Raw genomic sequence first — 25,568 nt, forward strand, 5'->3', positions numbered from 1 at the left:
ACTTACTTAACAAACAACGCCTTTATCTTTAATGAAGGTGGTAACACCTACATCAGGAATACAGGATTTTTGCTTACGCCATACTGTATGATTAATATAATCGACATAGCTTAAAACAATTCGAACAACTTGTTTAGACACTGCTCCAGCCTGATAATCACCAACCACAGGTATGGTGCGATACAGTCTATTGTGCTGAGAAGTCACTACCTCCACAGCCTCAAGTACTCTTTCTTTCCGAAGTCCACTCATCACTAAGGTCCCTTCATCCATACCTTCCGGCCGTTCATGTGCATTTCTTATTGTTATCGCAGGAAGATTAAGCAAAGAAGCCTCTTCCATGATTGTTCCGCTATCAGACAATACGCAAAAGGCCGAGAGTTGAAGTTTTATATAATCAAAAAGACCTAGAGGCTTCTCAAATCGAATCTTTGGATCGGTTGCATTCTTACCAATATAATTCTCGATGCGCTTTCGTGTTCGTGGATGGGTTGAGAAAAAAACAGGGTATTGGTACTTTTCCACCAATGCATTTAAACTCTCAACCAAATCGCTTAAATTTTCAGGAGAATCAACATTTTCTTCGCGGTGAGCACTAACAACAAAAAATTTCTCTGGCTCAAACTGGTATTGCTCAACGATTTTAGAAGCATGGATTTTAGGCATATAGTAGTTTAAAACTTCTTCCATGTGCGATCCTGTTTTAAAAATAGTCTCTTGCCTTATCCCTTCCGCAATCAAATAACGCCGGGCATGTTCCGTCAGCACCATATTGATATCACTCAAATGATCCACTATTTTACGATTCAACTCTTCAGGAACTCTCTGATCAAAACAACGATTACCCGCCTCCATGTGAAATACAGGTATTTTCCTTCGCTTTGCGGCGATGATTGCAAGGCAAGTATTCGTATCACCATACAAAAGTAATGCATCCGGCTTTACTTCCTCAAAAAGAGTATCTGCATTGGTAATAACATCCGCAATTGATTTTGCAACCGTATCTCTTGAGATATTCAGGAAATAATCCGGTTTTCTAATTTCCAGCTCATCAAAAAAAACCTGGTTTAACTCATAGTCATAATTTTGACCAGAATGAACTAAAATATGATTAACTTGATTATCCAACTCAGCGATGACACGGCTCATTTTAATTAACTCAGGCCGTGTTCCAACCAATGTCATTACTTTAAGCATTCAATGCATCTCCACTAAAGTTATGTGATTTATGCATCATTTCAATGAGCTGTGGCCATTCGGGAGCAACATAGCCAGTGGCTTCTCTAAAACGCTGTGCGTTCAATGAACGGTCAATGACGACCTGCTCATCAGGTATGATAATGATTTTTTTTCCGTAGATTTCAGCAACTAAATTGAGTAAATCGTACTTATTGATAGGTTTTGCCGCCACATGGTAAAGACCGGATAAATCAAACCGAGGAATGACAAAATCCCTCATCACACGTGTCAATTCTACGGTGGGCAATCCGGAGAAAATAGCATTCACATATCCTTTCACTTGTTCTTTTTGCGAAAGAAACCAGTCAATCAAGGCGTAATGACTATTTAATTCATGACCAATAATCGACGTACGCAACGTAAGGACGTGCGACAACTCTGGTATCTCACCAATGAATTTTGATTTACCATATAAATCTTCCGCATCAGAGCGATCAGACTCAACATAAGCTCCTTTTCGTCCAGAGAAAACGCAATCAGTGCTGATGTGTATCATCCGTGTCTCAAATTGAGCACATACTTTGGCTAAGCGATGAGGGAACATCGCATTAATCGGTAGTACAATCAAAGGATCGTTAGCGCAAGCTAGTTGTTTTATCAGCCCCACACAATTGATCACTAGATTGGGTCGAACTCGTTCAAATACGCTAATCAGCTTGTCTTCATCAAGCACATCAATATTAGAAATCAGTTTTGCATGCATTTGAACGGGGAAATATCGTAGTGCCTCTATATCACGCAAGGTACCATATACATCAAAATGCTCACTGTTTTGAAGTGTCCGAAAGATGGCACTGCCTAACATGCCTGTTGCACCTAATACTAAAATCTTCACTTAAGATGTCTCCTTTTTACTGATTCTTTCCTTAAGAATTTCTATGAGTCGTTGACTCTGACGCACCATCTCGAAATGCTCAAGAAAATAGGCACGGCCAGATTGGCCTAGTTTATCCCGTTCTGAGTTTGACATATGGTAAAGCCGTTCTATATTTTTGGCCAATGTTATTTCATCCTCAGCAGGAGATGCGAATCCTGCACCAGCCTCCTGAACAATGCGAGCACCTTCACCATCAAGGGCTGCAATCACAGGACGGCCAGCCGCTAAGTAAGCTTGAATCTTGCTCGGAATCGTATAGGTAAAAATTTCCTCTCGCTTCAGTGTCACCAATAGTCCTGCTGCTCGGGAGAATAGATGGGGCATCACTGACGAGGGAAAACGACCTGCCAAAATCAGATTGTTCAAACCCTTTTCAACGATCTGCCGCGCAATCCACTCACTCATACTTCCACTGCCAATCAGGATCAACTTGCAATCGGACAAATGCTTGAGCCGCTCAGCTGCCTGAACGATGGTGGGGAGTGACTGCGCAGTACCAAGGTTGCCCGCAAAAACAAGACAACAATTGCGTTCCAACTGCAGCAATAAATCGTTTGGAATCAACTCCTCTTCGACTGTCTCAGGGGCTTTGTCAAGATAGGAATTTGGATAATAAACTATTTTATTTGCAAGTGCATATTGCGAGACTGGTTTTGCAAAACCTTGTGATTGCACTAGCAACATATCTGCAGAAGCATAAATCCAACGAACGAGTTTCCCAACAAACCTGAGTATCCGATGATTTTTTATGAACCCCGTAGCACTTAAGCTTTCAGGCCAAAGATCCTGAACCCATAATACAAACGGCAGTTTAAGCCGCTTTTTTAAGTAGATGGCAGGAATAGCAGAGGTTATAGGAGACGGTGCAAACACAAAAATCACATCAAATTGTCTTAATTTAATCAAACGATGAAAGTAAAATAAGCCACTTAAGACAAAAGAAAGATAATTGAGTAATAATCGCCTACCCCCTCCTTTACCTCTGGGAAAAATCGGCACCCGATGCACCGCGACTTTTTCATTGAAATATTCTGTGGTGCATCCTTTGGCCGCATATCCTTTAAAGATATCCCCATCCGGATAGTTAGGCTTTCCTGTGAGTACTTCAACCGTATGTCCCTGCATAACAAGACAGTGAGTTAACTCATTAATAATAAAGGATTCGGGCCAAAAATATTGAGATACCAAGAGAATGTTCATTAAGTAATACTATTTAATCGATTAATCTGCTTATTAAGCCCTCACGTTTCCGAGACTCGTTTGATCATCTCTGTGATAACAGTGTCCCAGTTCTTTAAATGCAGAGTTGAAATATCCTGTCTTTTTACATGCAACACCTGCCTATCCATATTAGGGATAGAAATTCTCTCAAAAGGCATCCCCACAAGCAATTCCCTGTGAGGTCCAATATCAGAAATAAATGATTCATTGGCAAAAAAAATGCCTTCTGACGCTGCATTGTATGAATTTTCTATACGCGTAGTAGAAATATAATATTGAGAGTTTCGTAAATAGCTGATAACATCGTCTCTCTGCAGACGACCAGTCATTGTGATATTCTGATTAATATGGAGATGCTTAGGGACTTTTTTCTCGTCTCCAATAACTACCAATTTTAACTTAGGATTATTCTCTCTTAACCTTTCAAATACACGATAAGAATCTTCTATCGCTTTGTAACGATATGTCCCAACCACCACAGCAATATTATCTTGTTTTTGGGTATGTTGAGATTTCTGAAATAATATCTCGTCATCGCTCCCATTCACAGACAAAAAGAATTTTTTAGCATACTTCGAATGAATCAAACTTAAAGAAAAATCTGACTCTGCTGAAATGATATCCACATTCTCTAAATTACTCTTGATTCTTTTACCGAGATAACTAAGTTTCACCTTATCAAATAAGGATAAAGGAACACTCCATGGACCAAGAGGTAAAACATTACTCAAATGAAACCAGTTTATTCGTCCAAATTTCGTATAAACAGGTATCCCATAAGAATAATAAACATCTGGCACGCCAATTGTTTTGCGAATTTCATCCAGATAATCACAATCATTGAGCAACCGTTGGAATCTTGACTGACCTACGACAGTGAAGCGGTTATTTGGGAATTCATTTATTAGAGAACTACACTGAGGATGTATTATAAATCCTGCACCACCATTATGATTAAACCATTTAGCATAGGCATAAAGTCGTTTAAAGCCTCCCCCAGAATATGAAGCAGCAAAATTAAAGAGGAATCTATTAGAGGTCACAATCAAAAATCCTTATTACAACAAATTTCTTATACTTTTGGCGAACTCGCTAACAGCATCATACAAGGAATCGATGGGAACAAAGTGAGTCGCTAGAAGTTTTCTGGAATCATAGGTTCGAGCTAAATTTGACTCTGAACGACCCTTGATTTTGAGTAGAATCGATAAAAATAGCAAGGGAACTGGCAAGATTGGAATTTTACGTGCCCCAAGACCAAGCGTTTCCAATAGAATCTTTTCTACACCCAAGTAATTATTTTCAGGATCATCATCAGAAGAAACATAATAAATACTGCCACTCAGTAAATGGTCCAATAATGCTAAATGTACTATTGCTACAGCGACATTTCTCACCGAAACCAAATGCATTCTTCGCCTTCCAAAAAGAGAAGCCCGCAAATAATTAACCAATTGATTACCATTAATCAATGAATTAGCTAACTTAAGCAAATTTTTACCATGAGGACCAACCATAGCTGTCGGCCTTAAAATAGCTATTTCAAATCCCTTTCCTACAGCATTAAGTACCTGCTGTTCTATTGCGAATTTAACTTTTTCATATTGAGTACAGGGTACACAGGTCACTGTTTCATCAATACGAGGTTCTTTTGCAGTGCCTACAACAACCGCAGTCGAACAATGGATTAATCTTTTTACTTCGTTTCGCACACATGCATCAATAATATTATTGATCAAACGAAGATTATCAACCTCACTGTGCGTATTAATATAAACGGTGTTAATTACAATATCGTCTTTTTCTAGTACCTTATCGAGTGCTCGTGGGCTCAAGAGATCAACGTCATACCATGTAATTCTCTCTGAATGCAAATCAGCATCAGATGGAATTTTACGGGCCACCGCTTTTATTGAAGAGGGTATATTCTTCTGAGCAATAAGAACTTTGCCCAGAAAACCAGTTGCTCCCAAAATGACTAAAGAAGACATATATGCTTAATTCTTAAAAAATTTTAGGATAACAGACTCAAATAAGCATTAGCAATTGTCGTTGGCTGATACTGTCTGAGAATATCCTCAACCACTTCCCTATCAACGTTTTGAGACTGTTTCATAAATAAGCAAAACTCATCGACAATTTTTTCTGTAACTCCTGCATTCTGACTTAAGGTCAATACACTTGGGTATGACTGAAGCATTAGAATGGAGGAGTCATTGGCGACAGAAGTAATATTCAGTATTGGTAAACCAGTAGACATGTACTCAATTACCTTACTTGGAACTTGATAAGTTGTCGTATTACCTATATTAACAAGGATGTCAGCACTCCTATATACCTTTATCAGCTGATCTCTGTCTACAGAGCCATGAAAATATATCCAGTCATTAATAGCCTTCTTATAAGGCTCAAACTCTTGTTCACAATCTCCAATCTTGCCATAAAAATGAATTATAAACTTGGGAGAAGTCATTTTTACGTGTATTTCCGATAATAATTCAAGAAGAAATCTTGGGTTGCGAATTTTGGCATAGAGAGTACCAGCAAATACCAAATGAATGATTTTTTCTTCTAGAGACTCTTCTTCTTTTTCATACCTATCTAAATAAATATAATTGCTCTTGACCAGTGGAGGAATAACATGAAGCCACTTATCACAAACACCTAAATACTTAATATATTCTTGTGCAGTCTCCCTTGTGGTGACTGAAATTTTTTTTGATGCGTTAATAACTTTCGATTCAACCCATCTATTCAAACCCTGATAAAGTTTGGTGTTATTCATTGGCAATTCTCTCAAGCAAGAAAAAGGATCACCATAATCACATACCCATGAGATGTTTTTTCGCTTCTGTCCAAGCATCATCACTGGAATGTGTGAACTAAATGGAACGGCGCTAGAGAAAATTCCGTCATAATGATGCGTTTTTACAAGACGAACGATCTGTCGATATGCACCTGGTATCCACAACCAAGCGTAATCAGGCCATCGTAACGTAATAACTATTTTTTTTATTATTGGGTGAGCGAATTGCTTTATCTTACCAAGCCAAGAAGACGTTTTTGAACTGGCTGTCTGATACCCTGTCGATGCAGAGCCTACAGGGACAAACCGCTGCGATGGATCAACGACTCGATAAACATTTACCCCTCTAATTTGCTCAAATCTTGCTAAAGTTGCATTCGCATAAGCACAAACAACATCGACGATAATCCCATTCTGTGCCCAATGTTCACAAACAGCACTCCAACGAAATGCACGTGGATCATGCTTGGGATAATAAGAATGAGTAATAACTAAGATACGCACCTATTTTCCTGTTAAAACAGCCCGTTCTGGCATATTCATAAAAGAAAAGCGCCAACCATGATTGGACCTGGTTTCTAAACTAAAAATAAAATTCTTTTTAGCCCCCAGCCACATTGCCAAACCAAGAAAACAATAAAGTGCCTGATAAGCATCTTCCCTGGGATATCCGAATAAAGAATGATATAGAGTGAACATAACCGATAAAAACAAATAAAGCATAAACCCATTTCTTTCTGTTCGATATTTGCTTTGATAAGATCGACTAGCAGCAATTAGAAAAGGAGCAAAGCCAATTATCATGGCAAATATTCCAATTCGCTGCAACCATCTAACATAGTCATTATGTGGACCTGAGTTGATAACAGCTGTTAGCCCAACCCCAATTAAATACTCACTTGATTTTAGCCTCGTCAAACCATCTTTTATAATCTCCCATCTTCCTGCACCAGGGGGAGCAGATGTTCCCGTATATTTATGAAGCAACTTATTATTGAGAGTAACGATATCCTCCTCACCTTGTCCAATCTGAACAGGTTGTACTTCAGATGTGGATTGAATCCATAACGGAAGAGATAGAGGCATTATCCAAGACAAAGGTTCAGACAAATTACGATTAAATTGAACTGGATTCCACCTAAGGTCAAGAACGGCTTTTTCTGCAGTATTAACTTCACTTCTTTCCTTAAGTGAATGATGCTTCCAACTATGTCTGTCAATTATGGTCAATCCTATGCTGGTCAATCTATTCTCATACTTAACTCGCGTGTCGTGCTCCAGTACTATATTCTTACTCACTAAATTAAACACCAGAAACACGGATAGAAAACACACCGCTAAAAATAATATTTTTTTTACCAGACCATTCTCTTTTTCCCATACAGTAAAAACCCCTACACAGAACAGTATAAATAAGATTGACTGACGGCTGCTCGATAATAAGATATAAATTGACAAAAATAATAAACTGATAAGAACAATTAACTTACGGCTATTTTTTATCCTGGAACTTAATAAATAAATGGCAGACAAAACTGGAAATGTTAAATAGGGTACATAAGTGTTGTATTCGATGGCTCCTCCGCCATTCTCAATAATGGCTCCAAATGCACTTAAAGTATAAATTTGATGGACATTAAGGTACTCTAAAACACTCAGTGGAGCCACTACAACCGCGATGAAAGCTATTTTTTGTACTTCCTTTTCTGATAGTCCCCTCAAAGCAAAATACACCACCATAGGTACATAAATCAAAGCATTCCGTAAAATATAAAGATCTGAATTAATTGTCTTAAGATGCAAAGATGCCCCTGTCGCATCGTTTCCATATAAGTTTGTACCTGGGTCTACTATCGCAAACAAAGCCAGTAACATTGGAAAAAAAATCAACAGAAAAAGTTCCGATGGATGTCGCTTATAAAATAGATCGCTTAATTTCATACAACATAACACCGAAAAAACAACAGCAAATAACTCTCGGTAGTAAATAAAGGTGTCAAAAAGGAGATAATGAAATGGCTGTAAAAATAAAAGTAGAAATAGAGTATATAAACCAAAGGAATTCCAAGAATTCGCCGTCCTAGCTGGTTGCACTGTTTCTGAACTGTAATTGCTCATCGGTACTACTCCCTCCATGTCTTAGTTTAATGCCATAACCAGGCGAAAATGGCAATTGTTTCTTAATGAATTTCGAATGTTGTTCTGCATGATTTACCTGGTAAATGATTACAGAGTTACTTTCCAGGTAAACGATAAGTTGGCTATTATCTTTGATTTCCTGAGTGTGAGCAACAAAACCTCTCCTGCCAAAATAACTTATAGATACTCTTTCTGGGCGAACAGTTCTAAAAACATTTTTTAAGCAAATACTGGGATCATCAGAATTGGCAAAAGGGGAAAAATGACTATTACTACTACGATAATTATATCGTTCGAATGGTAAAGAAGTATAAAGATAAGTGCCGGGATCACGAACTAAATCTTGACCATCAATTGATAGTTCGACAGAAAGTTGATCTTGATGAATATGGCTGGAATGCATGATATCCATACTAACCCAACAGCGTATTGCCATATATAAACGAGACGATCTGAGGATAAATAAGCCAAAATGTGGGTAGGCATAACCGTTTAAATCCGTCAGTAAGTCTCCCTCAGCAATTGTAAACTGGGTTTTATGGACATGATCAGCAGCAAGCGACTCTACCTTTAATAGGCTCTCATTTAGAATGTCTTCCGTACCTATTTCAAAAAATTTAAGCGCATTATTTGTGCATTCCTCATTGTCCTGAGATATCAACAACTCCTTCTGTGACAGAATACGTAAAATGATACTATCAGGATGGCATAATGCCCTTTCTTTCCCCCCAAGCCAATTATAATAATTAGCTTTACCAAATACGCCGAAAGCCCCAGCAATTAAGTGACTACAATCAAGATGATCTTCCATAAAATAATTGGCATCATCGTGTAAATGTTTATAACCATCTAAATTAGCATAATTTTCTCGAGCCTGTTTGACACTCATCTTTTGGTATTTAGGGGCAAGCTTTAAGAAACGTCCACTATCATTATCACCAATTTGCGGAATATGTCCGTTGGGTTTGGTTATATCAATGATGAATTCAACCATCCTCTCCATGCATTGAAAATACTCTTCTGGAAATGGACTATGTTTAGCTCTATTAGGTATTGAATAGAACGATCGTGGAGCACCTTGTAGGCGCGGCTTCCCCCATCTATTTTTGAACAACTTATGATCATAAGACTTGAGTTTTTCAAGCCTTTCTTTTGGTAAACCCATTATCAGCGCAGTAGCATAATAAACCATTTCAGCAGATAAGCGATGATAAGCCGTAGAACCTTCAAAATTGCCCCCATCTTTGTAAAATTGTCTCTCTACTTCTATGTTTAGTTCTTGTACCGCAAAGGCTAACCAGGTATCGACTTCTTCATCGGAGGGAAGATAGCTTGCAATAAAAGCCAAACCAGTAATATTGGCAAGATAATGATTAGAACGCTGTGGATACCATTCTAAATTTGCAATGATATACTTACCGTGCTCGTAAATACTCTTGGCCATAAGCGTTTCAAAATACTCAGGAAATCTAATTTGGCTAGCAAGAAATAAATCCTTCGCCAATAACCAATTAACTGCTCGGATTGCTATGTCCATGGGACACACCCAATTCACACCGAATCCAGGCGGGTTAGTGGCCATGAAATCAAGTACTTGATTTTGATATTCTTTTTGAATCTGATGCTTTATACCCTCGTCTAGTTCAGAATCCCAAACAGCCAAAGCCATTTGTGGCAAATGTTGCATTCGTGCCAATTCCCAAGGCACTTTCACATCAACCCCTAACTTATGACCAAATTGAATTTTTTTCGACAAAGTTCGTTCCGACCATCGGTAACCTGATTTAAAATCTAACTGCCAATCGATTGGTTGATAATCCTCATCAACGTATTGCCATATCTGTTGCGCTTTCGACAAGTTGGCTCGGTTAATTCGACCTTTTAGCCAATAGCCATTAATATCTGGGTTAACATTTTGTCCCATTTTAAAATGGTATTGGTCGAGACCACGACAGTTCATGCCATAAAAAACGTTAACCCATCCAGAGCCAAGCAAATCAAATCGGTGGTCTAAATAGTGAGCAATGACTTCGCTTGGGATTTTATTTGCTTGTTCAAGTAAAATGAGATCTTCAGGATTTATTCTGTGCTCTAACACATAACATCTATTATTATTTTGATAAGTACTCTTACAAGTGCTTTTTGTTAGAAATAATAACTGGTTCCATTCCCGTTCGATACGAAGGACTATTCGTTCGAATACTCCTCGGTAACCTGACTCAATAATGATTTGTTGTATCCGCCCTATCATTTTATTTACTAACGGCTCTTGTTTCATCTCTCATCATAGCTATCTGCTCTTCAACCAATAGGGCTATTTTGGCTGATTGTAATTGTTGCCACCAGGGTATAGGCCAACTGCCATTGTTAATAGCATCTGCAAAAGATATCAACTCCTCTCGTAATCCTTTTTCTTGAGCTGACGTTTTTAATGATTTTCCTTTAATCCCATGTACCTCGAGAGATTTATAATCGGATAACACCATGAGCTTGCCATCAACATAGAGATCCGCTGTTTCCTTAGGGAAATCTTTAGCCCCCAATGCTGTATAAGTCAGACTAGCAACCGAACCATCATTAAACGTCATAGTGGCAATAAAATTATCATGACGTCCATAATGATGTGATTTAGGCATTATCGATTGTGCGGTCACCGATATCACTTCCGCATTCGTTAGATAGGTAAAAAGATCATAGATGTGACAGGCCTCCCCTAAATTACGACCACCACCTTCTGGTCCATGAACCCAATTATCAAGTGGAATATACCCAGCATTCATACGGTAATTGACGATGAAAGGGGCACTGCGTCCTTGTAATAATTCAGCCATACGTCGTGCGTAGGGTGAGAAACGACGATTATAACCCGTTAGCAAAATTGGTTTTGGCTTATCATTAGTTGCATTGATAAATTCATCTAATGCAATAAGTTCCTCAATTGTTAATGCTAGAGGCTTTTCTACTAAGACATGCTTGCCAGCCTGAAGAGCAGCCAACGCCATACTACCATGCTGATGGTGTCGAGTAGCGATAATCACGGCATCGACATCTGGATCGCTCAGTACTTCATCAAAATCAGTCGAACAATAGCTGGCACCAAATTGTTTGGCAGCAGCCGTAGCATTATGCCCAGTACGGGTCACAATGGCTTGGATAATAAAACGCTCACTCATACTCTGCAAGTTGGGTAAGTGAGCTGAGCGGGCAAATGCTCCTGCCCCCAACACAGCAACACGAATTTTACCTTGAGTTGGCTTTGCTGCTGGTTTTAAATGAACCGTATGAATCGGCTTAGAATCCTCCGGATAAGTTAAAAGGACCATCATCGGCTTGATTGCAGCATCATTCAAAGAAGCATATGCTTTCGAAGCCTCAGAAATAGGATAGCGTGCGGATATTAGCCGGTCGACTTGTATGCGTTTCTCAGCTAATAAACGCAAATACTCATTCATGTTACGATTCTCAGTCCATCTTACATAGGCTACTGGGTAATCTAACCCCTGCTCTTCATAACGATGATCATAGCGCCCAGGACCATAAGAGCTGGAAATCAAAAAATCAATTTCCTTGACATAAAAATCAGCACGGTTGAGATGTAAACCCACATCACCGACTAGAACCACTCTTCCTTTTTTTCTGCATAGCTTAAATGCGGTTGATACGACAGCATCCGAAGGCGTTGCAGCTGTAATAATGACCCCGTCAACGCCCAAACCATCAGTAACTCTTTGAACTTGCTCAATATTATCGCCCTCATTCGGATTCAAGCCAAGATCCATTCCCAAGCTCAAAGCCAATGCTATTCGCTCAGAGTCAATATCAATTCCAATGGTACGGCAACCATTAGCCTTCAGCAATTGCACGGTCAGTTGACCAAGAATACCCAGGCCAATAACTGCAAAATTTTCACCTAAAGTAGGCTCAGCCCGACGTATGCCTTGTAGGGCAATAGCACCCAGTGTCACAGTAGAGGCACTTTCCCAACTTAAAGACTCAGGCAAGGATGCACACAAATTGCGCGGTACCCGAATAAATTCCGCATGATGCGCACATTGCGCACCCGCGCAAGCTACACGATCACCTATAGCAATATCATGAATATCTGCACCAACATTAACTACGATTCCAGTAGCAGAATAACCAGTAGGGTAAGCAGCCTCACGTTTCTCTTCTAAAAGACTTAAGGTACGTTGCAATCCCATTGAAGAGGCTAATTTAAGCGTAGCAGCTACTTTTTCAGGCTGTTTCAATGCTTTTTTCCATAAAGGAACAGCGCTTTGGCGTATTCCACTCATTTCTGTACCCACAGACAGGCACGACGTATGAACCTTCACCAAGACTTCGCCAGGGCCCACCTGTGGTGCTGGAACATCACGAATAATGGCATTTCCTTTATGAATTAGAACTTGTTTCATTGTTAGACCTTATTTGGTAGTAACTTCAGATATCCCTATAAAATTTTGTGGCACGACCGCGGGCTCCATTTCTGATAACGGTAGAGGTTTGGACACCTGCATCGTGGGCTCTGCAGAAGAAAAAGTATCTTGAGAACTATTTTTAATATAATGGTTCCACCATTGAGCAACATTTAACAGAGGCCAAACTCGCTCTCTTTTCTCACTCTCGAGTAATTTTTTGATCTCACTCCAATCAAGCAAATCAGTCTCATGACAAAAATCCTTCAATTCCTGTTTAGCGACATCTGCTAAACGATCGTCAAACCATTCTTGCATGGGTGCTGCAAAACCTTGCTTTTTTCGATCAATAATTTCATCCGGGATAATACCACGTACTGCTTTTTTCAGAATGTACTTGAGTGTGCCATTGCGGGTTTTTACTTGGGGCGGAATACTCATTGCCAGCTCGACAAACTTATGATCCAAAAAAGGCACACGACCTTCCAGAGAAACCCCCATGCTCATCTTGTCCACTCTCATTAACAATAACTCAGGCAAGCGCATATTGAGATCGATATAAGTCATCCAATCAAGATGGGATTTTGTTTTTGATTTTTCTTCAAATCGTTTTCGAATCGGTGCTATGGCTTCCCATGAGGTTCGATTTGCAAATCTTTTTTTCATTCTCGGGGAAAGCAATTGCATTTTTTGCGTATGAGTATATGATTCCGCCCCTCCCCAAAAAATCGGCAATTTGCAACTACTTCGCCGCAAATATTCGTAGCGCCAATCGTCATCCCATCCTAAAAGCGATAAGGTTTTAACAACCATACGCTTAAAAATTCGCGGCACCCAGATATCATCCAGCTTCTGTAGACGCAGTTTCATTTTCCATTTTGAGTAACCCCAAAATAGCTCATCTGCTCCCTCCCCCACTTGACAAACAGTCACTCCATTATCACGAGCAAGCTTAGCGACGTAATAACAGGGTACACACACAGAATCACCGATAGGTTCATCCTGTAAATGCACCATTTCTGGTAGAAAATTAATCAAGTCACTGATATTTAGTAATTTTTCGTGATATTGCGCGCCGACTTTTTCAGCAACAGCCCGAGCATGATGTAACTCGTTTTGATAACTTTGATAATCACCCTCATAGCCAATAGAGAATGTTTTTACCTCTCCTGCGTGATTTTCAGAAAAAAGCGCTGCATTGGTGCTGGAGTCAATACCTCCTGATAAAAAGATGCCTACAGGAACATCACTTGCTTTTAACAGCTGTACAGCCGTTCTTAACTCACTCAATAGCTGGCTTGCGATTTCCTCATCAGATTTATCATTCAACGGCTTGGTATGATCGAGCACGTCCCAATATTGATGCTCTTTGATGTTCCCATTTGTATCAATGCACATCCACGTTGCGCAAGGTAGCTTATAAATACCGTCAAAAAGAGTGCCTGGAGCTGGCACCGTCAGGAAGGACATGTAATGAAAAAAACCCTCTTCGTTGACTGCTCGAATCTGTTCTGGGTCTCGCAGTAGCGCCTTGATTTCAGAGGCGAATACAATGCGGCCATTATGAATACTATAATACAGTGGTTTAATGCCGGTGCGATCCCTGACTAACCACAATTCTTGATTTCTACTGTCCCAAATGGCGATAGCGAACATACCACGAAATCGATGCAAACAATCGATACCCCAGTGTTCAAAAGCATGTAGGATGACTTCAGTGTCGGAATGATTCGTCTTCCAGGTATGGCCACCAAGCTCTTCTAACTCTTTACGAATATCGGCATGATTGTAAATCTCACCATTAAAAACAACCCAAATAGAGCCATCCTCATTACACATCGGCTGATTGGCAGTATCGGACAAATCAATGATGGATAAACGACGGTGACCTAAACCAATTTTTTTATCGGGTGCTATCCAAACACCTGCGCCATCAGGCCCACGGTGAGCCATCGTGTCGCGAAGATTAATCAGATAGGATTCACTTACTTCAAAAGGTGAATCATTAAAGGACAATACCCCTACAATTCCGCACATCGATTTTAAATTCCAATTCGTTAATATTTATTTCTCTTGAACAGCACACCCTGGATGGTCTTGAATAAATTTTTCTACTAAATTCACTATGTGTTGCAAATCATACTGCTTTAAACGACTATGACAAGGTATATTAATTATCTGATTAGCAACGCTCTCTGCCAATGGATAAGAACCAGCCTGATAATTAAATAATGGAGAAGTGGGTATTGGCGATAATGGACCATCAAACCATTGACCCAATTCGACGCCTCTTTCCCCAAAATAACGAACGGCAAGCTCTCGATTAGCCACCAGGAAAGAAACACGTGGAGCCACAGAGATCTCATCCTCGGAAGGAGAGCCTGGTATGAAAATGTTTAGCTTGGCGAGAGACTCCCTTATGACAGCGGCGTTTCTCTCACAAGCTGAAATGATTTTTGCAAAATCACGCCATTGAAGAATTGCTAATGCAGCCTGAATGCCCCCCATCTTCATCAAAAAATTGGAACTCACAATGCCATCAAATTCCAGTTTAGGCGTGGACGGCCTAAAGATACGGCTCTTAAACCCTACAGCCAATGTATATTTTTTAATTACATAGGGGGTAAGCGGATGGTAACACCAAGCTGATATTACCGTTTGCCACAAATCACGGGTTGCAGACCACCATGACGGTTCATGCAATTGAGCGTAGAATTTTTCAACGGCATGAACAAGTTGCTGATCATTAACAATGAGAATACCGCCCCATCCGACAGACAGCGTTTTTGATAACTCCATAGATAGGATGGCTGCATCTGCCAATGTCCCCACATAACGGTCATCCACTTTTGAGCCAATAGATAAGGCACAATCCTCAATAACCAGGATCCCTTGTGCTTTTGCATTCTCAATAATGACCTGCGGTACTGGCTTGCCTAAGGTATGTTGCACAACAATAGCTCGTACACGAGACGATAAGACCTTAGAAACCGCATCCCATTCAACATTGAGTGTGTCTGCGCTAATATCAACATAAATGGGCTTCGCTCCCACAGCGATAACAGCTGTAGGCACTGCTAAGCAAGTATATGCCGAGAGCAGTACTTCGTCACCAGGTCCAATGCCAGCCGCTTTAAGGCAAGCAGTTAGTGCTGATCGCCCACTACCAAATGAAAATACGCCAGCGCTGGAAGAGCAATAAGTCTTTTTAATTTCTTGATGTAATCGACGGCGTTGTGCCTCAGCATTTCTCCATAAACTGGCCAACCATAAAGCGATACCCTGCAAAGAGCGCCAAATAGTGATGGAGCCCAAATAGAGTGATATTTGCCGCTTCCACATCGATCAAACCCCTAGAATGTTCCTTCTATTTCAATCTTCGCATCCAAATTACAGATTGAACCATCTCAACTTAACCGGAACCTCTTATTTTGTAGCGTTGATTAGCATAAAAAAACCCTGCGATTTGAAAAACGTTTTTATAATTTGTCGGGGCCAAAAAAATTTAATTAGCTTAATTAACATTCCTTTATGCTGTTGACCATTATACGAAGTTAACAGATCACCATGACACAGTAGCGTTTTAATTTCCACCTGACGAAATTTTTTAAACATCTCACGAGCTTCTTTTACAGAATAGGCTTTAGTTCCAGGACTTTCTTGATACTTATCGTAAATTTCTGTTAGGGAAGTAAAGGGCTTTCCTTTTAATAAACCATGTCTCAGCCATCCTAAATACCCTACAAAGCTATACTTGTGATAAATCATTATCTTGGCAGTACCCCCTTCTTTCAGTACTCTAAAAACTTCTGAAATAGCTTTTGGGGTATCAGGGGAATGATGTAAAACTCCCCAAGAATAAACCAAATCAAATGTATCATTGGAAAAAGATAACTTCTCCGCATCAGCTACTTTTAAATCAGAATTTAAGCCAAGCAACTGCAAGCGTTTTTTTGTATAGCTTATCGCACGATCAGTAAGATCTATCCCGCTCAATTCAGCCCCGGCTTCAGCAAATTTTTGGTGATCTGACCCTAGACCAACTCCAATCTCCAGAACTTTCTTTTGTTGGTAGCGATGAAACTCAGCAAAATCCAGGATATACGGCTCGAGCTCATACCTGATTTTTGCCTGACGTTCAAATCCTTCTTTATTGTCTAGTCCCGCAAGATACAATTCACCACATGAATCAGTGTTCCAAAAATTGTAAACGGCTTGTTTCGCTTGATCCATTTCATTTCCTTAATTTGCTTTTATGCAAGCTCTGAGAATAAGATAAATTATTGCAAACGTTTGATTCAGATGTTTGCGATTCCTCCAATACCCCGAATTTTATGGACAAGCTTATTGTCAGACAACATAAATTTCAATAAAAATTCTTAAATAGGCAATTAAAATTGATTTCTACCTATCTGATGCCCTGATTTAGGCATGACAGTCATAAACAGTTCAGCCATCCTGTCATTTGTTCTTTCTACTGAAAAAATAGCCTCTGCACGACGCCGTGCGGCAATACCCATCGCCTCTCGCAAATTGGCGTCTGATGCCAATCGTTCAATGCAATGAAGTAACTCTTCTCCGTCGATGTGCTGAGTCTCTTTATCCAGGGGTACAAGATATCCCGTTTCCCCATGTACGATGGCTTCTGGGATACCCCCCGCATCGCTGCCAATCACTGGTCGCGAAGCAGCCATGGCCTCTTTAATGGACATCCCCATGCAGGCATGTTGATCATGGGAAGGGGCTAGCACAATATCACTAGCTGCATAGATAGAGGGCTGCAACTCAAACGGTATGTTATTTAGAACATGGACTCGTCCCTGATATTTCTTCGCAAATGCCGCAACGGCTTCTGAAAACGGTCCTTTCGCTCCCGCAAACAGTAATTTAACCTTTGGCAAGTGCTCAAGAAGAGTTGGGGCTATTTCAAGCAAACGTCCGATTCCCATTTCCTCATTAAACCGTCCCATAAAGGTCGCCAAAATTTCATCTGACGTCACACCAAGTTCTGCACGATAAGGTTCGCGTAATTCTTTCTTTGCAAAACGATCCAAATCGATACCTAAATACACCGGCTCGATTTCCTGTGAAATACCTAACACCTTTGCAAAACTACAAGCGCAGTGTTTACTCGAAGAGGCCACTGCCTGTGGACTGGCAAGATATCGTTCAAAAAACGTCTTACGTTTCATAAAAAAATTGGGGCTATCGTATATTTCCCCAAAAATCATCAGCATGACACCACGATAAGCACCCCAGGTATGCTTGCAAGGTAATAAGGAAAGCGAGCAATCACTTTGGTAGAAACTAACAACCTGACTTCTGTGCTGCTCAGCAATATGGTTGATGAGTATTGCTTTGACAGCTTCTGAAACCACTCTGCGAACTCCAAATCCTTCTTTTCCTAATGTCTTTAAAGACGCAGCTACCATGCGTCGACCTGGATGTGAAGCGAGTTTTCGCAGATGACGTCGAGTATCAAATCGATAAAGAGTAGCGCCATCAATCTGACTTACTTCCTCTTTATCTCCAAAACTGATAATAGCCACATCCTGTGCACCACGGGCAAACATACCTGGAATTAAAGTAGTCAGATGGGTTGCAATACCACCATAAGGTGGAGGATAAGGTCCAACTAATAATAGCCGTAAGTTTTCACACTGTTTTTCTTTCATGAATACCCTTTAACTTTAATAATTACTGAACAGATACAAGATGTGGGTGCACTTTTTCAATGCCTGAACCAATCCCATAGCCTGTTGCAATTTCAGATCCCAATTCAAACGCCACATATTTTAATGGTAAGTCCACAGACAATTGCGCAGGCTTCACTCCAAGTGCACACATTGCAAGACTTTGAGGTTGACGTAAACGAAGCATATCGAGAATATAACGAGGGGTTCGCCCACTAACCACAATGCCTTCCACCACTAATACATTTCGGGCATAGAGAGGTTCATTGATGTCTTGAATGATGCGAACTTCACCAGATGCATTGCCATTTGCATAGCTATTAAAACTTAAGAAATGCAGTCGGCTCGGCACTGTAAACTGTCTTACAAGATCAGCACAAAACATGCTTGCACTATTAACAAGACAAATAACATCAAGAGTCAAACCAGCGTAATCAGCATTGATTTGCTCTGCAAGACAATTTACCCGTTCTTTAATTTGTTCTTCCGTAAAAAGTACTCTCATACGCTGTAATCCATAACTTTATAACCATGTCGCTTCACAAGATTATCTCGTTGTGCTGCTTTAAAATCTTCCGCAACCATTTCTGCCACCAAATCAACAAATGACGTTTTTGGTGTCCAACCCAGTTTTGCTCTGGCTTTACTGGCATCACCTAACAATGCATCCACTTCTGTAGGACGAAAATAACGGGGATCTACTGCTACAATACACCGGCCATCTTCATCGTAACCACGTTCATTCTCACCAGCTCCTGACCAGGTTAGTCTCATTCCCAATTCACCAGCTGCCGTGTTCACAAAATCACGAACACTATGTTGAATGCCAGTCGCAATGACGAAATCCTCGGGATAATCCTGCTGTAACATTAACCACTGCATTTCGACGTAATCTCTCGCATGTCCCCAATCACGCCTGGCGTCCAAATTACCCAGATACAAGCAGTCTTGCAAACCTAGCTTAATACGTGCTAATGCTCGGGTAATCTTGCGAGTTACGAAGGTCTCTCCACGAATGGGTGACTCATGGTTAAATAAAATTCCATTACATGCATAGATATTATATGCCTCACGGTAGTTAACCGTAATCCAATAAGCATACAATTTTGAAACCGCATAAGGACTACGCGGGTAAAAAGGAGTCTTTTCAGTTTGAGGAGTTTCCTGCACAAGTCCATAGAGCTCTGAACTAGACGCCTGATAAAAACGGCATGTTTTTTCAAGTCCTAAAATACGAATAGCCTCAAGAATACGTAATGCTCCGAGTGCGTCGGAATTCGCAGTGTATTCTGGCTCTTCAAAAGACACTGCCACATGCGATTGAGCCGCCAGATTATATATCTCATCAGGCTTAACTTTTTGAATCACATGCACCAAACTCATGGAATCAGTCATGTCTCCAAAATGACAGAAAAACCGGCAGCTCGGATCACGTTCATCGGTAATTAAGTGATCGATACGACTGGTGTTAAACAACGACGATCGTCGTTTGAGACCGTGAACAATGTAGCCTTTTGCTAATAAGAACTCGGCAAGATAAGCACCATCCTGGCCTGTTATTCCAGTAATAAGTGCGGTTTTACGCGGAGTATTCATATCCTCTTACTTCCTTAAATATAATAGGCTTTGCTGTTTCTACGAGCGTTTCTGAGACAGACTGAATCATTTCATCAGTCAATTCAGGAAATGTGGGTAAATTAAAACCACGAGCTGATAAATCTTCAGAAACAGGATTAACTTTACCTTCATAGATGGGCATCGATGTCATTGGATAGAAGAAAGGCCTTGTTTCCACGCCTTGCTCCTTAAGTTGATTTAACAACTTGTCACGCTCATCCCGGTTGGCACGAGGTAACAACGCCGAGGTGAGCCAATTCACAGGCTTTGTGCCCTCCATTTGTGGATTCAGCATAAAACCATGCGGCGTCAAATAATGTCGATACGTTTGCAATATTCGATCTCGCTCTCTCATGAAATCATTGATTCTTTCAAGCTGGGCAACACCCAGAGCTGCTTGCAGATTGGTCATGCGATAGTTATATCCGACTTCCGTGTGCCAATAGCGTCGTTGTTTACTCATGCCATGATCACGCAGAAGACGTGCTCGCTCAGCAACAGTATCCGAATTTGTGGTGATACATCCCCCCTCTCCGGTAGTAATAATCTTATTTCCATAAAAACTAAACGTGGCACAATCCCCCAAGCCACCCACTCGACGACCTTGGTATTCTGCCCCATGTGCTTCAGCAGCATCTTCAATGATCTTTAAATCATATTCTTTCGCAATGACCCATAATTCCTTCATTGCGCAAGGATGTCCATATAAATGCACGGGAATAATCGCTTTGGTTCTTGCTGTAATATTTTGCCGAACTAAGACTGGATCAATACACCAATCGCTATTGCGAACATCCACAATCACAGGCTTGGCCCCCGCAAGTATCACTGCATTTGCGGTAGCTGCAAATGTTAAATCAGGAATGATCACCTCATCCCCTGACCCAATACCAAGTGCTTTAAGAGCAAGATGAATAGCAACGGTTCCATTAGAGGTTGAAACGCAATGTTTTACACCACAGTACTCGGCAAACTCTCGTTCAAATCGTTCGAGATAAGGACCAAGAGAGGATACCCAGCCTGAGGACACAGCATCAGTAACAAATTGTATTTCGCGATTAGAGATGATGGGTTTTGAAATTGGAATCATTTTATTATTTCTAGCCTAATAATCTTAAAAACATTTACTTTTTATCAAACTGCCTATCTTGGCCAAGACTCAGGAGTATAAGGCCATTTTAAAACTTTGCAAACCGCAGCCCAGCGGGCCTCCATTTCTGGCAGATACAGCAGTGGGACCCACCCCATTTTGAGATAAATTGCAATAGCCGGCAGACGATGATCGTGTGTTTCTAAATAAATACGCCGATAACCTCCTGCAACTAACCGGGACGTTACTGCAGCGGCTACTGCTTGTCCCAATTTTCGTCCCCTGTGAGTAGGATCAACGGCAAGCCAGCCAAAATTTCCTGCTCGCGGATGCCTTGGAGTTGGATGATGTGATGCAAAACAGGCAGCGACTATAGCGTTGCTTGGCTCGTGCTCTATCACAAAGAAACCTTCGGGAAGTAAATGCTTGTCCCAGTAATGCAAGGGAGGCTCTTCCATGCCTGCTGCAATAAACAGCTTCAAATAACTTTGAGTATCGTCCGATCGAAACTGACGTAAACGGTATTCTTCGGGCACTTGGATCCCGGATGGAGACTCTAGTGTCTCTGGCCACACCATCTCTAAAAGGGCCGGTGTAACAGGAGGTCCTTTAATAGCCCAAATGGCACGACGTGCCAATTTTTTGAAGAATTCTTTTGGTGTCATACCTAATTTACCTGTTACTCCATGTCATAAGCAACTGGTTTCTCAACCGAAGTTGCATATTCAACCGCTACTTCATCTAAAATAGCTGTGCGTAATAAATCTTGGGAATTATTGCATTGATAATCCCACTGCGCCACCAGTTTTTCACCTGACTTTCTAGCTTCTGCTTTGTCATGCAATAAAACCTGTACTAATGAGACAAGTTCAGGAATAGAACGGCTTATTGGTGTTCCTGGTGCAAAATCGAGTTGGCCATTCTTTAAAAATCGAAGATGCGTTTTTCTACGTGCCAGCACCCCTGTATTATCTGCAAAATTAGCAACAACAGCACAGCCTAAATAGGCCGCATCAATACCTAACGAAGTGGTATGCGACATGACCAAAACATCAACATCCATCAGCCCTTGAATGTAACTCAAAAGCTGTGCTGTAATCAAACCGCCCGAATAACTACTCAAACCGGCGCAAACTTCCTCAGGCCACTGCAATTGAAGCAGTGTTTCTCCGTAACGCTCCATAATTTCTGCACGTTCTTCTGATGTCATGGCATAAGGACGATATACTAGTTTCGTGCTCTCGCCAAACAAACCGTTTTTATTTGCTGTGATCAGCGCATCGATGGCTTGAAACTCACTTTCCCGAGGGAAATATATTCGCGATACTCCGGCATAAAGCATTACACGTTTATCTTTTTTCTGATTTACTTCCCTCAGCTCAGGACTATTTTTGACAATTCTATCTATCGTACGAAACCACATTGAACCTAAGCGGATCATGCGTGACTCTGGAACTTGATGGTAATTACGCGCGCAGTGTTCCTCAAAAGGCCCCTGAACACATACTGCATCATAATTACACAGTAGATAACCATTTACCCATAATTGATCAGTCGTGTAAGGAACAAGGACTGTACGAAATCTGAAACGACGAGCATTCCATGCTAACATCCTATCTTGCTCTCCCCATGAAGAAGCCTGTACTAGCGTAACTTCTTGGTATTGTCCAACTAGATTTTCAAGCATCGGTGAGCGAAATACACTGCGACCAATTAGCCAATCCAGGACTTTCCATGCTCCACGCCACAAACCAACGATGCTGGTTAATTGTTTCACCAAGCGCCTTAACCAGGGATCCGATGTGTCTTTGCCGTCTTCACCAAACTGCTTTGTCATTATTGACCAATAATATTGTAAACCACGACGACGGTTTCGACGGTAGAATGCGACTGTGCGCATTAGTTCAGAAAGTGAATACAATATCTGAATCAATCTGGGTTGCTGTTTGGGCAGCTTAATCGGGAAGAAGCCAAGCTTAGAAGAACGATACTCGTTCCGAAAAGCATCATCATCAGCAAATGGGGTAGCTACAACGATATCCGCATCATCTTTAACAGCCCCTAAAATATGGTCATTTAAAAGAACTCGCGCTATTCGAATATTGGGAACAGAAAGAATAACCAATCGCTTGTTCATGAGATCCTTACCACTTAAAAGATGAAATAATATTTAACCTCTCATCATCTGCAAAGCTTTATCCGGTGGCACAGTCTCTAGCAATTTATCAGCCATTCGCAATTCCCCGGAAGCAGGATACACTTCAAACTGAAGAATATCTCTATACGAACCTGCTCTTGGGACACTGGCAGCATGAAGACATTCTTGTGTATTACAGATACAAACATCCCCTAAATCACCTTCAAAAAATTTTAAGGTTGAAGGATTGACTAATCTCTGACGCATTGAGCTAGTCAATTTAACTCGGTGAAAATAGCCCAATTGACGAATAATCTTTTTAGATGCGTTTTTGTCATGGAATCGAAATGCACCTGTCTCGCGTGTAACACCATCAGTAAGTAAAACAAAAACGCGAAGACCATTCGCTGGACAATTATCATGATGAAATGTATTAGAAAATTTGTCATCTCTATCACCATCAATATTGGAGACATGATAATTACGCCAGACTCTTACACTTTCAACCCGTAGAGCACAACCATAATAAGAAGCAATAATACGACAAATTTCATCTCTCAAAAGCATACGCAACTCTGGAATTTTTTCAGTCGGATCAAGTAAAAATCGGGTTGCACCATTAGGTGAAGTCATTGAAGTCGCTGGATCTTCAATAAGTTCAGCAACATGCTTCTGAATATTTAAGAGAAAAGTCCGACCATAATGAGCTGGTAAAATAAGGTAACCATGAGAACGTAGTGATTCAGCAGCAAAGGAATCAGCTTGAACAACTGGGATCGGTTTGTATTGTGATATAAAATCTTGCTGCAGACGCTGCAAGTGTCTCTTTGCTCCAAAATTATTGGAGAACCCAGCACTATTGCCGTACCATAATTTAATTGGAATTGAAAGAAAACCCTCCCCCCAAATTCTTGTACGGTACCACACCCCACGTATAATTTTTGTTAGAGTAAAACGTGAATTTTTCATTTTTATTGAAGCACTCACTCTTAAATTCTCCTTCCCGCAGCACGCGGCACGACACGTTGAATTGTGTTAAAAATAAATTCTTTAACCAATTGAATATCTCTCCACTGCACTACAAGATCATTCCATGAGAGTCCTGCTAATTTGATAAAGACCAAAATCTCAACAATTGCTGTAATTATTAGCGTGAGCAATAAAGATACTGCACCGCCTATCACGGTCCATTTTGGAACTAGCATCAAAGCTGTCACAACCTGAATAAAGAGAGGCACTACTGCTATTTTAGCCACCAAGTCCGCACGACCTATCCCTTGAAAAAATAACATTAAAGTTGTTGCACTAGCAGCCAATACAAAACCAGGAAGAATAATGAAAAACGGGATTAGTACAGGTTCGTATGCCGCTCCATAACAAAATATAATGGCAGGTCGCATGATTGCTGCAAGAATAACAGCACCAGGTATCAGAATAACAATGGAAACCCGAAATGCTAGCGCAGAAAGTTCTGCTGCCGACTGTTCATTGGATTGCTTGGAGATACTGGGGAATAAAAAAGTACCCATCGAATCCGTTATCTTATTTATTAATTGACCAATTTGTTGGGCGATTGAGAAAAACGCAACTTGAGCAGGTTGACAGAACGCAACTACGATAGCTTGGCTAGAATATAAATTAAGATGAGTTGCTATATTAGCAACATATAATTTGCTACCATATTTTAACAAATCCTTTAGTAATGACAAATTAAAACGACGGCCTATTCGTGGTATGATACCTAAACGAAATACACCTATAATCAACGCACAAAGAAGTCCTATTGTCGATCCAACCACCACACCTACCAGACCTGTATTAAATATAAGCAGCATTGCTATAATTGCCCCTGAACTCACTATTGCACGCGTTGCAACCATTGCATTTAATGACTTAACATCCTCTTTATGAATATGAAGATAGGTGTAATTCATATATAGAAAATTGATTGGGATCTGCATGAGCATGATGTAAATTAATACATTGAGATCACCAACATTAGCCCCAAAAAGAGCCTCCTTAAAAACGTCGAACCAGATGATGATAGGAATAATCAGCATAGCACTAGTTACTACAGCAATTGAGTTCAGCATGAAAACCACATCACCCAATTCATAACCCCCCTTCCCAAGATAAAAAATAGCTGCAGCATCACTCTTAATACGAAATAACATTTCAGCATAAGATGGAATTAATGCAAGGATAATCCACAAACCTGATAGATAAGGGCCAAGAGTGCGTGCAACGATGAGACTTGTTACAAGATTAGAGAAAAATAGAAGAATTTCGCGAATCAGAACCTTAAACGATTTAGATGAAAGACTCATCTCTAAA

The 25,568-nt window shown here is 40.5% G+C and carries 20 protein-coding genes; all 20 read right to left on the minus strand.

Features of this window, described 5'->3' with window-relative positions; genetic code table 11:
* Positions 1-6 precede the first annotated feature (6 nt).
* The 20 genes from wecB to CKV79_RS08770 all read right to left on the minus strand — a co-directional run bounded on the left by wecB (position 7) and on the right by CKV79_RS08770 (position 25,561).
* Entirely contained in the window at positions 7-1,197 is a 1,191-nt protein-coding gene (wecB, locus tag CKV79_RS08675) for a non-hydrolyzing UDP-N-acetylglucosamine 2-epimerase (protein WP_081778062.1), read from the minus strand.
* Entirely contained in the window at positions 1,190-2,074 is an 885-nt protein-coding gene (locus CKV79_RS08680; protein ID WP_028373045.1) for a dTDP-4-dehydrorhamnose reductase family protein, read from the minus strand. The genes wecB and CKV79_RS08680 overlap by 8 nt, the downstream gene beginning before the upstream one ends.
* Entirely contained in the window at positions 2,075-3,316 is a 1,242-nt protein-coding gene (locus CKV79_RS08685) for a glycosyltransferase family 4 protein (protein ID WP_028373044.1), read from the minus strand.
* A 41-nt stretch (positions 3,317-3,357) separates the two neighbouring features.
* Positions 3,358-4,380: a glycosyltransferase gene (locus CKV79_RS08690; protein WP_028373043.1), complete on the minus strand. Its 1,023-nt coding sequence runs from the start codon at positions 4,378-4,380 to the stop codon at positions 3,358-3,360.
* A gap of 15 nt (positions 4,381-4,395) precedes the next feature.
* Positions 4,396-5,328, minus strand: coding sequence for an NAD-dependent epimerase/dehydratase family protein (locus tag CKV79_RS08695; RefSeq protein ID WP_051546142.1), 933 nt, complete (start codon positions 5,326-5,328; stop codon positions 4,396-4,398).
* A gap of 23 nt (positions 5,329-5,351) precedes the next feature.
* Positions 5,352-6,647 carry a glycosyltransferase gene (locus CKV79_RS08700; protein WP_028373042.1) on the minus strand — a complete coding sequence of 432 codons (1,296 nt, stop codon included), beginning with the start codon at positions 6,645-6,647 and terminating at the stop codon, positions 5,352-5,354.
* On the minus strand, positions 6,648-8,261 hold the full coding sequence (locus CKV79_RS08705) for an O-antigen ligase family protein (protein WP_028373041.1): 1,614 nt from the start codon (positions 8,259-8,261) through the stop codon (positions 6,648-6,650).
* The gene (locus CKV79_RS08710) at positions 8,224-10,560 is read right to left on the minus strand and encodes a heparinase II/III family protein (protein ID WP_051546141.1); all 2,337 of its coding nucleotides are present in this window, start codon (positions 10,558-10,560) and stop codon (positions 8,224-8,226) included. Before CKV79_RS08710 ends, CKV79_RS08705 begins: the two co-directional genes overlap by 38 nt.
* Complete coding sequence (locus CKV79_RS08715) at positions 10,535-12,697, minus strand: bi-domain-containing oxidoreductase (protein ID WP_051546140.1); 2,163 nt, start codon at positions 12,695-12,697, stop codon at positions 10,535-10,537. The genes CKV79_RS08710 and CKV79_RS08715 overlap by 26 nt, the downstream gene beginning before the upstream one ends.
* Positions 12,698-12,706: 9 nt before the next feature.
* Complete coding sequence (gene asnB / locus CKV79_RS08720; protein WP_065236348.1) at positions 12,707-14,734, minus strand: asparagine synthase (glutamine-hydrolyzing); 2,028 nt, start codon at positions 14,732-14,734, stop codon at positions 12,707-12,709.
* Between the two features lie 27 nt (positions 14,735-14,761).
* A complete protein-coding gene (locus tag CKV79_RS08725) occupies positions 14,762-16,039 on the minus strand; it encodes a DegT/DnrJ/EryC1/StrS family aminotransferase (RefSeq protein WP_028373040.1) in 1,278 nt (425 codons plus the stop codon).
* A gap of 84 nt (positions 16,040-16,123) precedes the next feature.
* Entirely contained in the window at positions 16,124-16,930 is an 807-nt protein-coding gene (locus CKV79_RS08730; RefSeq protein WP_028373039.1) for a class I SAM-dependent methyltransferase, read from the minus strand.
* Positions 16,931-17,088: 158 nt separating this feature from the next.
* A complete protein-coding gene (locus tag CKV79_RS08735) occupies positions 17,089-18,372 on the minus strand; it encodes a glycosyltransferase family 4 protein (RefSeq protein WP_028373038.1) in 1,284 nt (427 codons plus the stop codon).
* Between the two features lie 22 nt (positions 18,373-18,394).
* On the minus strand, positions 18,395-18,895 hold the full coding sequence (locus tag CKV79_RS08740; protein WP_028373037.1) for a phosphoribosyltransferase: 501 nt from the start codon (positions 18,893-18,895) through the stop codon (positions 18,395-18,397).
* Positions 18,892-19,986, minus strand: a complete 1,095-nt coding sequence (gmd, locus tag CKV79_RS08745; protein WP_028373036.1) for a GDP-mannose 4,6-dehydratase — start codon at positions 19,984-19,986, stop codon at positions 18,892-18,894. Before gmd ends, CKV79_RS08740 begins: the two co-directional genes overlap by 4 nt.
* Positions 19,970-21,097, minus strand: coding sequence for a DegT/DnrJ/EryC1/StrS family aminotransferase (locus tag CKV79_RS08750; RefSeq protein WP_051546139.1), 1,128 nt, complete (start codon positions 21,095-21,097; stop codon positions 19,970-19,972). Before CKV79_RS08750 ends, gmd begins: the two co-directional genes overlap by 17 nt.
* Positions 21,098-21,150: 53 nt before the next feature.
* Positions 21,151-21,762, minus strand: a complete 612-nt coding sequence (locus tag CKV79_RS08755; protein WP_028373035.1) for a GNAT family N-acetyltransferase — start codon at positions 21,760-21,762, stop codon at positions 21,151-21,153.
* A gap of 14 nt (positions 21,763-21,776) precedes the next feature.
* Positions 21,777-23,234 (minus strand): hypothetical protein, encoded by a 1,458-nt coding sequence (locus CKV79_RS08760; RefSeq protein WP_028373034.1) that lies wholly within the window; start codon positions 23,232-23,234, stop codon positions 21,777-21,779.
* A gap of 33 nt (positions 23,235-23,267) precedes the next feature.
* Positions 23,268-24,221 carry a hypothetical protein gene (locus tag CKV79_RS08765; RefSeq protein ID WP_035915366.1) on the minus strand — a complete coding sequence of 318 codons (954 nt, stop codon included), beginning with the start codon at positions 24,219-24,221 and terminating at the stop codon, positions 23,268-23,270.
* Between the two features lie 2 nt (positions 24,222-24,223).
* Positions 24,224-25,561, minus strand: coding sequence for an oligosaccharide flippase family protein (locus CKV79_RS08770; RefSeq protein WP_028373032.1), 1,338 nt, complete (start codon positions 25,559-25,561; stop codon positions 24,224-24,226).
* Positions 25,562-25,568: the final 7 nt, after the last annotated feature.

This window comes from Legionella lansingensis (assembly GCF_900187355.1).
Classification (GTDB): Bacteria; Pseudomonadota; Gammaproteobacteria; order Legionellales; family Legionellaceae; genus Tatlockia; species Tatlockia lansingensis.

Coding starts and splice junctions, on each gene's coding strand:
- wecB (WP_081778062.1), bottom strand. CDS start 1,197: ATGCTTAAAGTAATGACATTGGTTGGAACACGGCCTGAGTTAATTAAA.
- CKV79_RS08685 (WP_028373044.1), bottom strand. CDS start 3,316: ATGAACATTCTCTTGGTATCTCAATATTTTTGGCCCGAATCCTTTATT.
- CKV79_RS08695 (WP_051546142.1), bottom strand. CDS start 5,328: ATGTCTTCTTTAGTCATTTTGGGAGCAACTGGTTTTCTGGGCAAAGTT.
- CKV79_RS08705 (WP_028373041.1), bottom strand. CDS start 8,261: ATGAGCAATTACAGTTCAGAAACAGTGCAACCAGCTAGGACGGCGAAT.
- CKV79_RS08710 (WP_051546141.1), bottom strand. CDS start 10,560: ATGAAACAAGAGCCGTTAGTAAATAAAATGATAGGGCGGATACAACAA.
- CKV79_RS08715 (WP_051546140.1), bottom strand. CDS start 12,697: ATGAAACAAGTTCTAATTCATAAAGGAAATGCCATTATTCGTGATGTT.
- asnB (WP_065236348.1), bottom strand. CDS start 14,734: ATGTGCGGAATTGTAGGGGTATTGTCCTTTAATGATTCACCTTTTGAA.
- CKV79_RS08725 (WP_028373040.1), bottom strand. CDS start 16,039: ATGTGGAAGCGGCAAATATCACTCTATTTGGGCTCCATCACTATTTGG.
- CKV79_RS08730 (WP_028373039.1), bottom strand. CDS start 16,930: ATGGATCAAGCGAAACAAGCCGTTTACAATTTTTGGAACACTGATTCA.
- CKV79_RS08735 (WP_028373038.1), bottom strand. CDS start 18,372: ATGAAAGAAAAACAGTGTGAAAACTTACGGCTATTATTAGTTGGACCT.
- CKV79_RS08740 (WP_028373037.1), bottom strand. CDS start 18,895: ATGAGAGTACTTTTTACGGAAGAACAAATTAAAGAACGGGTAAATTGT.
- gmd (WP_028373036.1), bottom strand. CDS start 19,986: ATGAATACTCCGCGTAAAACCGCACTTATTACTGGAATAACAGGCCAG.
- CKV79_RS08750 (WP_051546139.1), bottom strand. CDS start 21,097: ATGATTCCAATTTCAAAACCCATCATCTCTAATCGCGAAATACAATTT.
- CKV79_RS08755 (WP_028373035.1), bottom strand. CDS start 21,762: ATGACACCAAAAGAATTCTTCAAAAAATTGGCACGTCGTGCCATTTGG.
- CKV79_RS08760 (WP_028373034.1), bottom strand. CDS start 23,234: ATGAACAAGCGATTGGTTATTCTTTCTGTTCCCAATATTCGAATAGCG.
- CKV79_RS08770 (WP_028373032.1), bottom strand. CDS start 25,561: ATGAGTCTTTCATCTAAATCGTTTAAGGTTCTGATTCGCGAAATTCTT.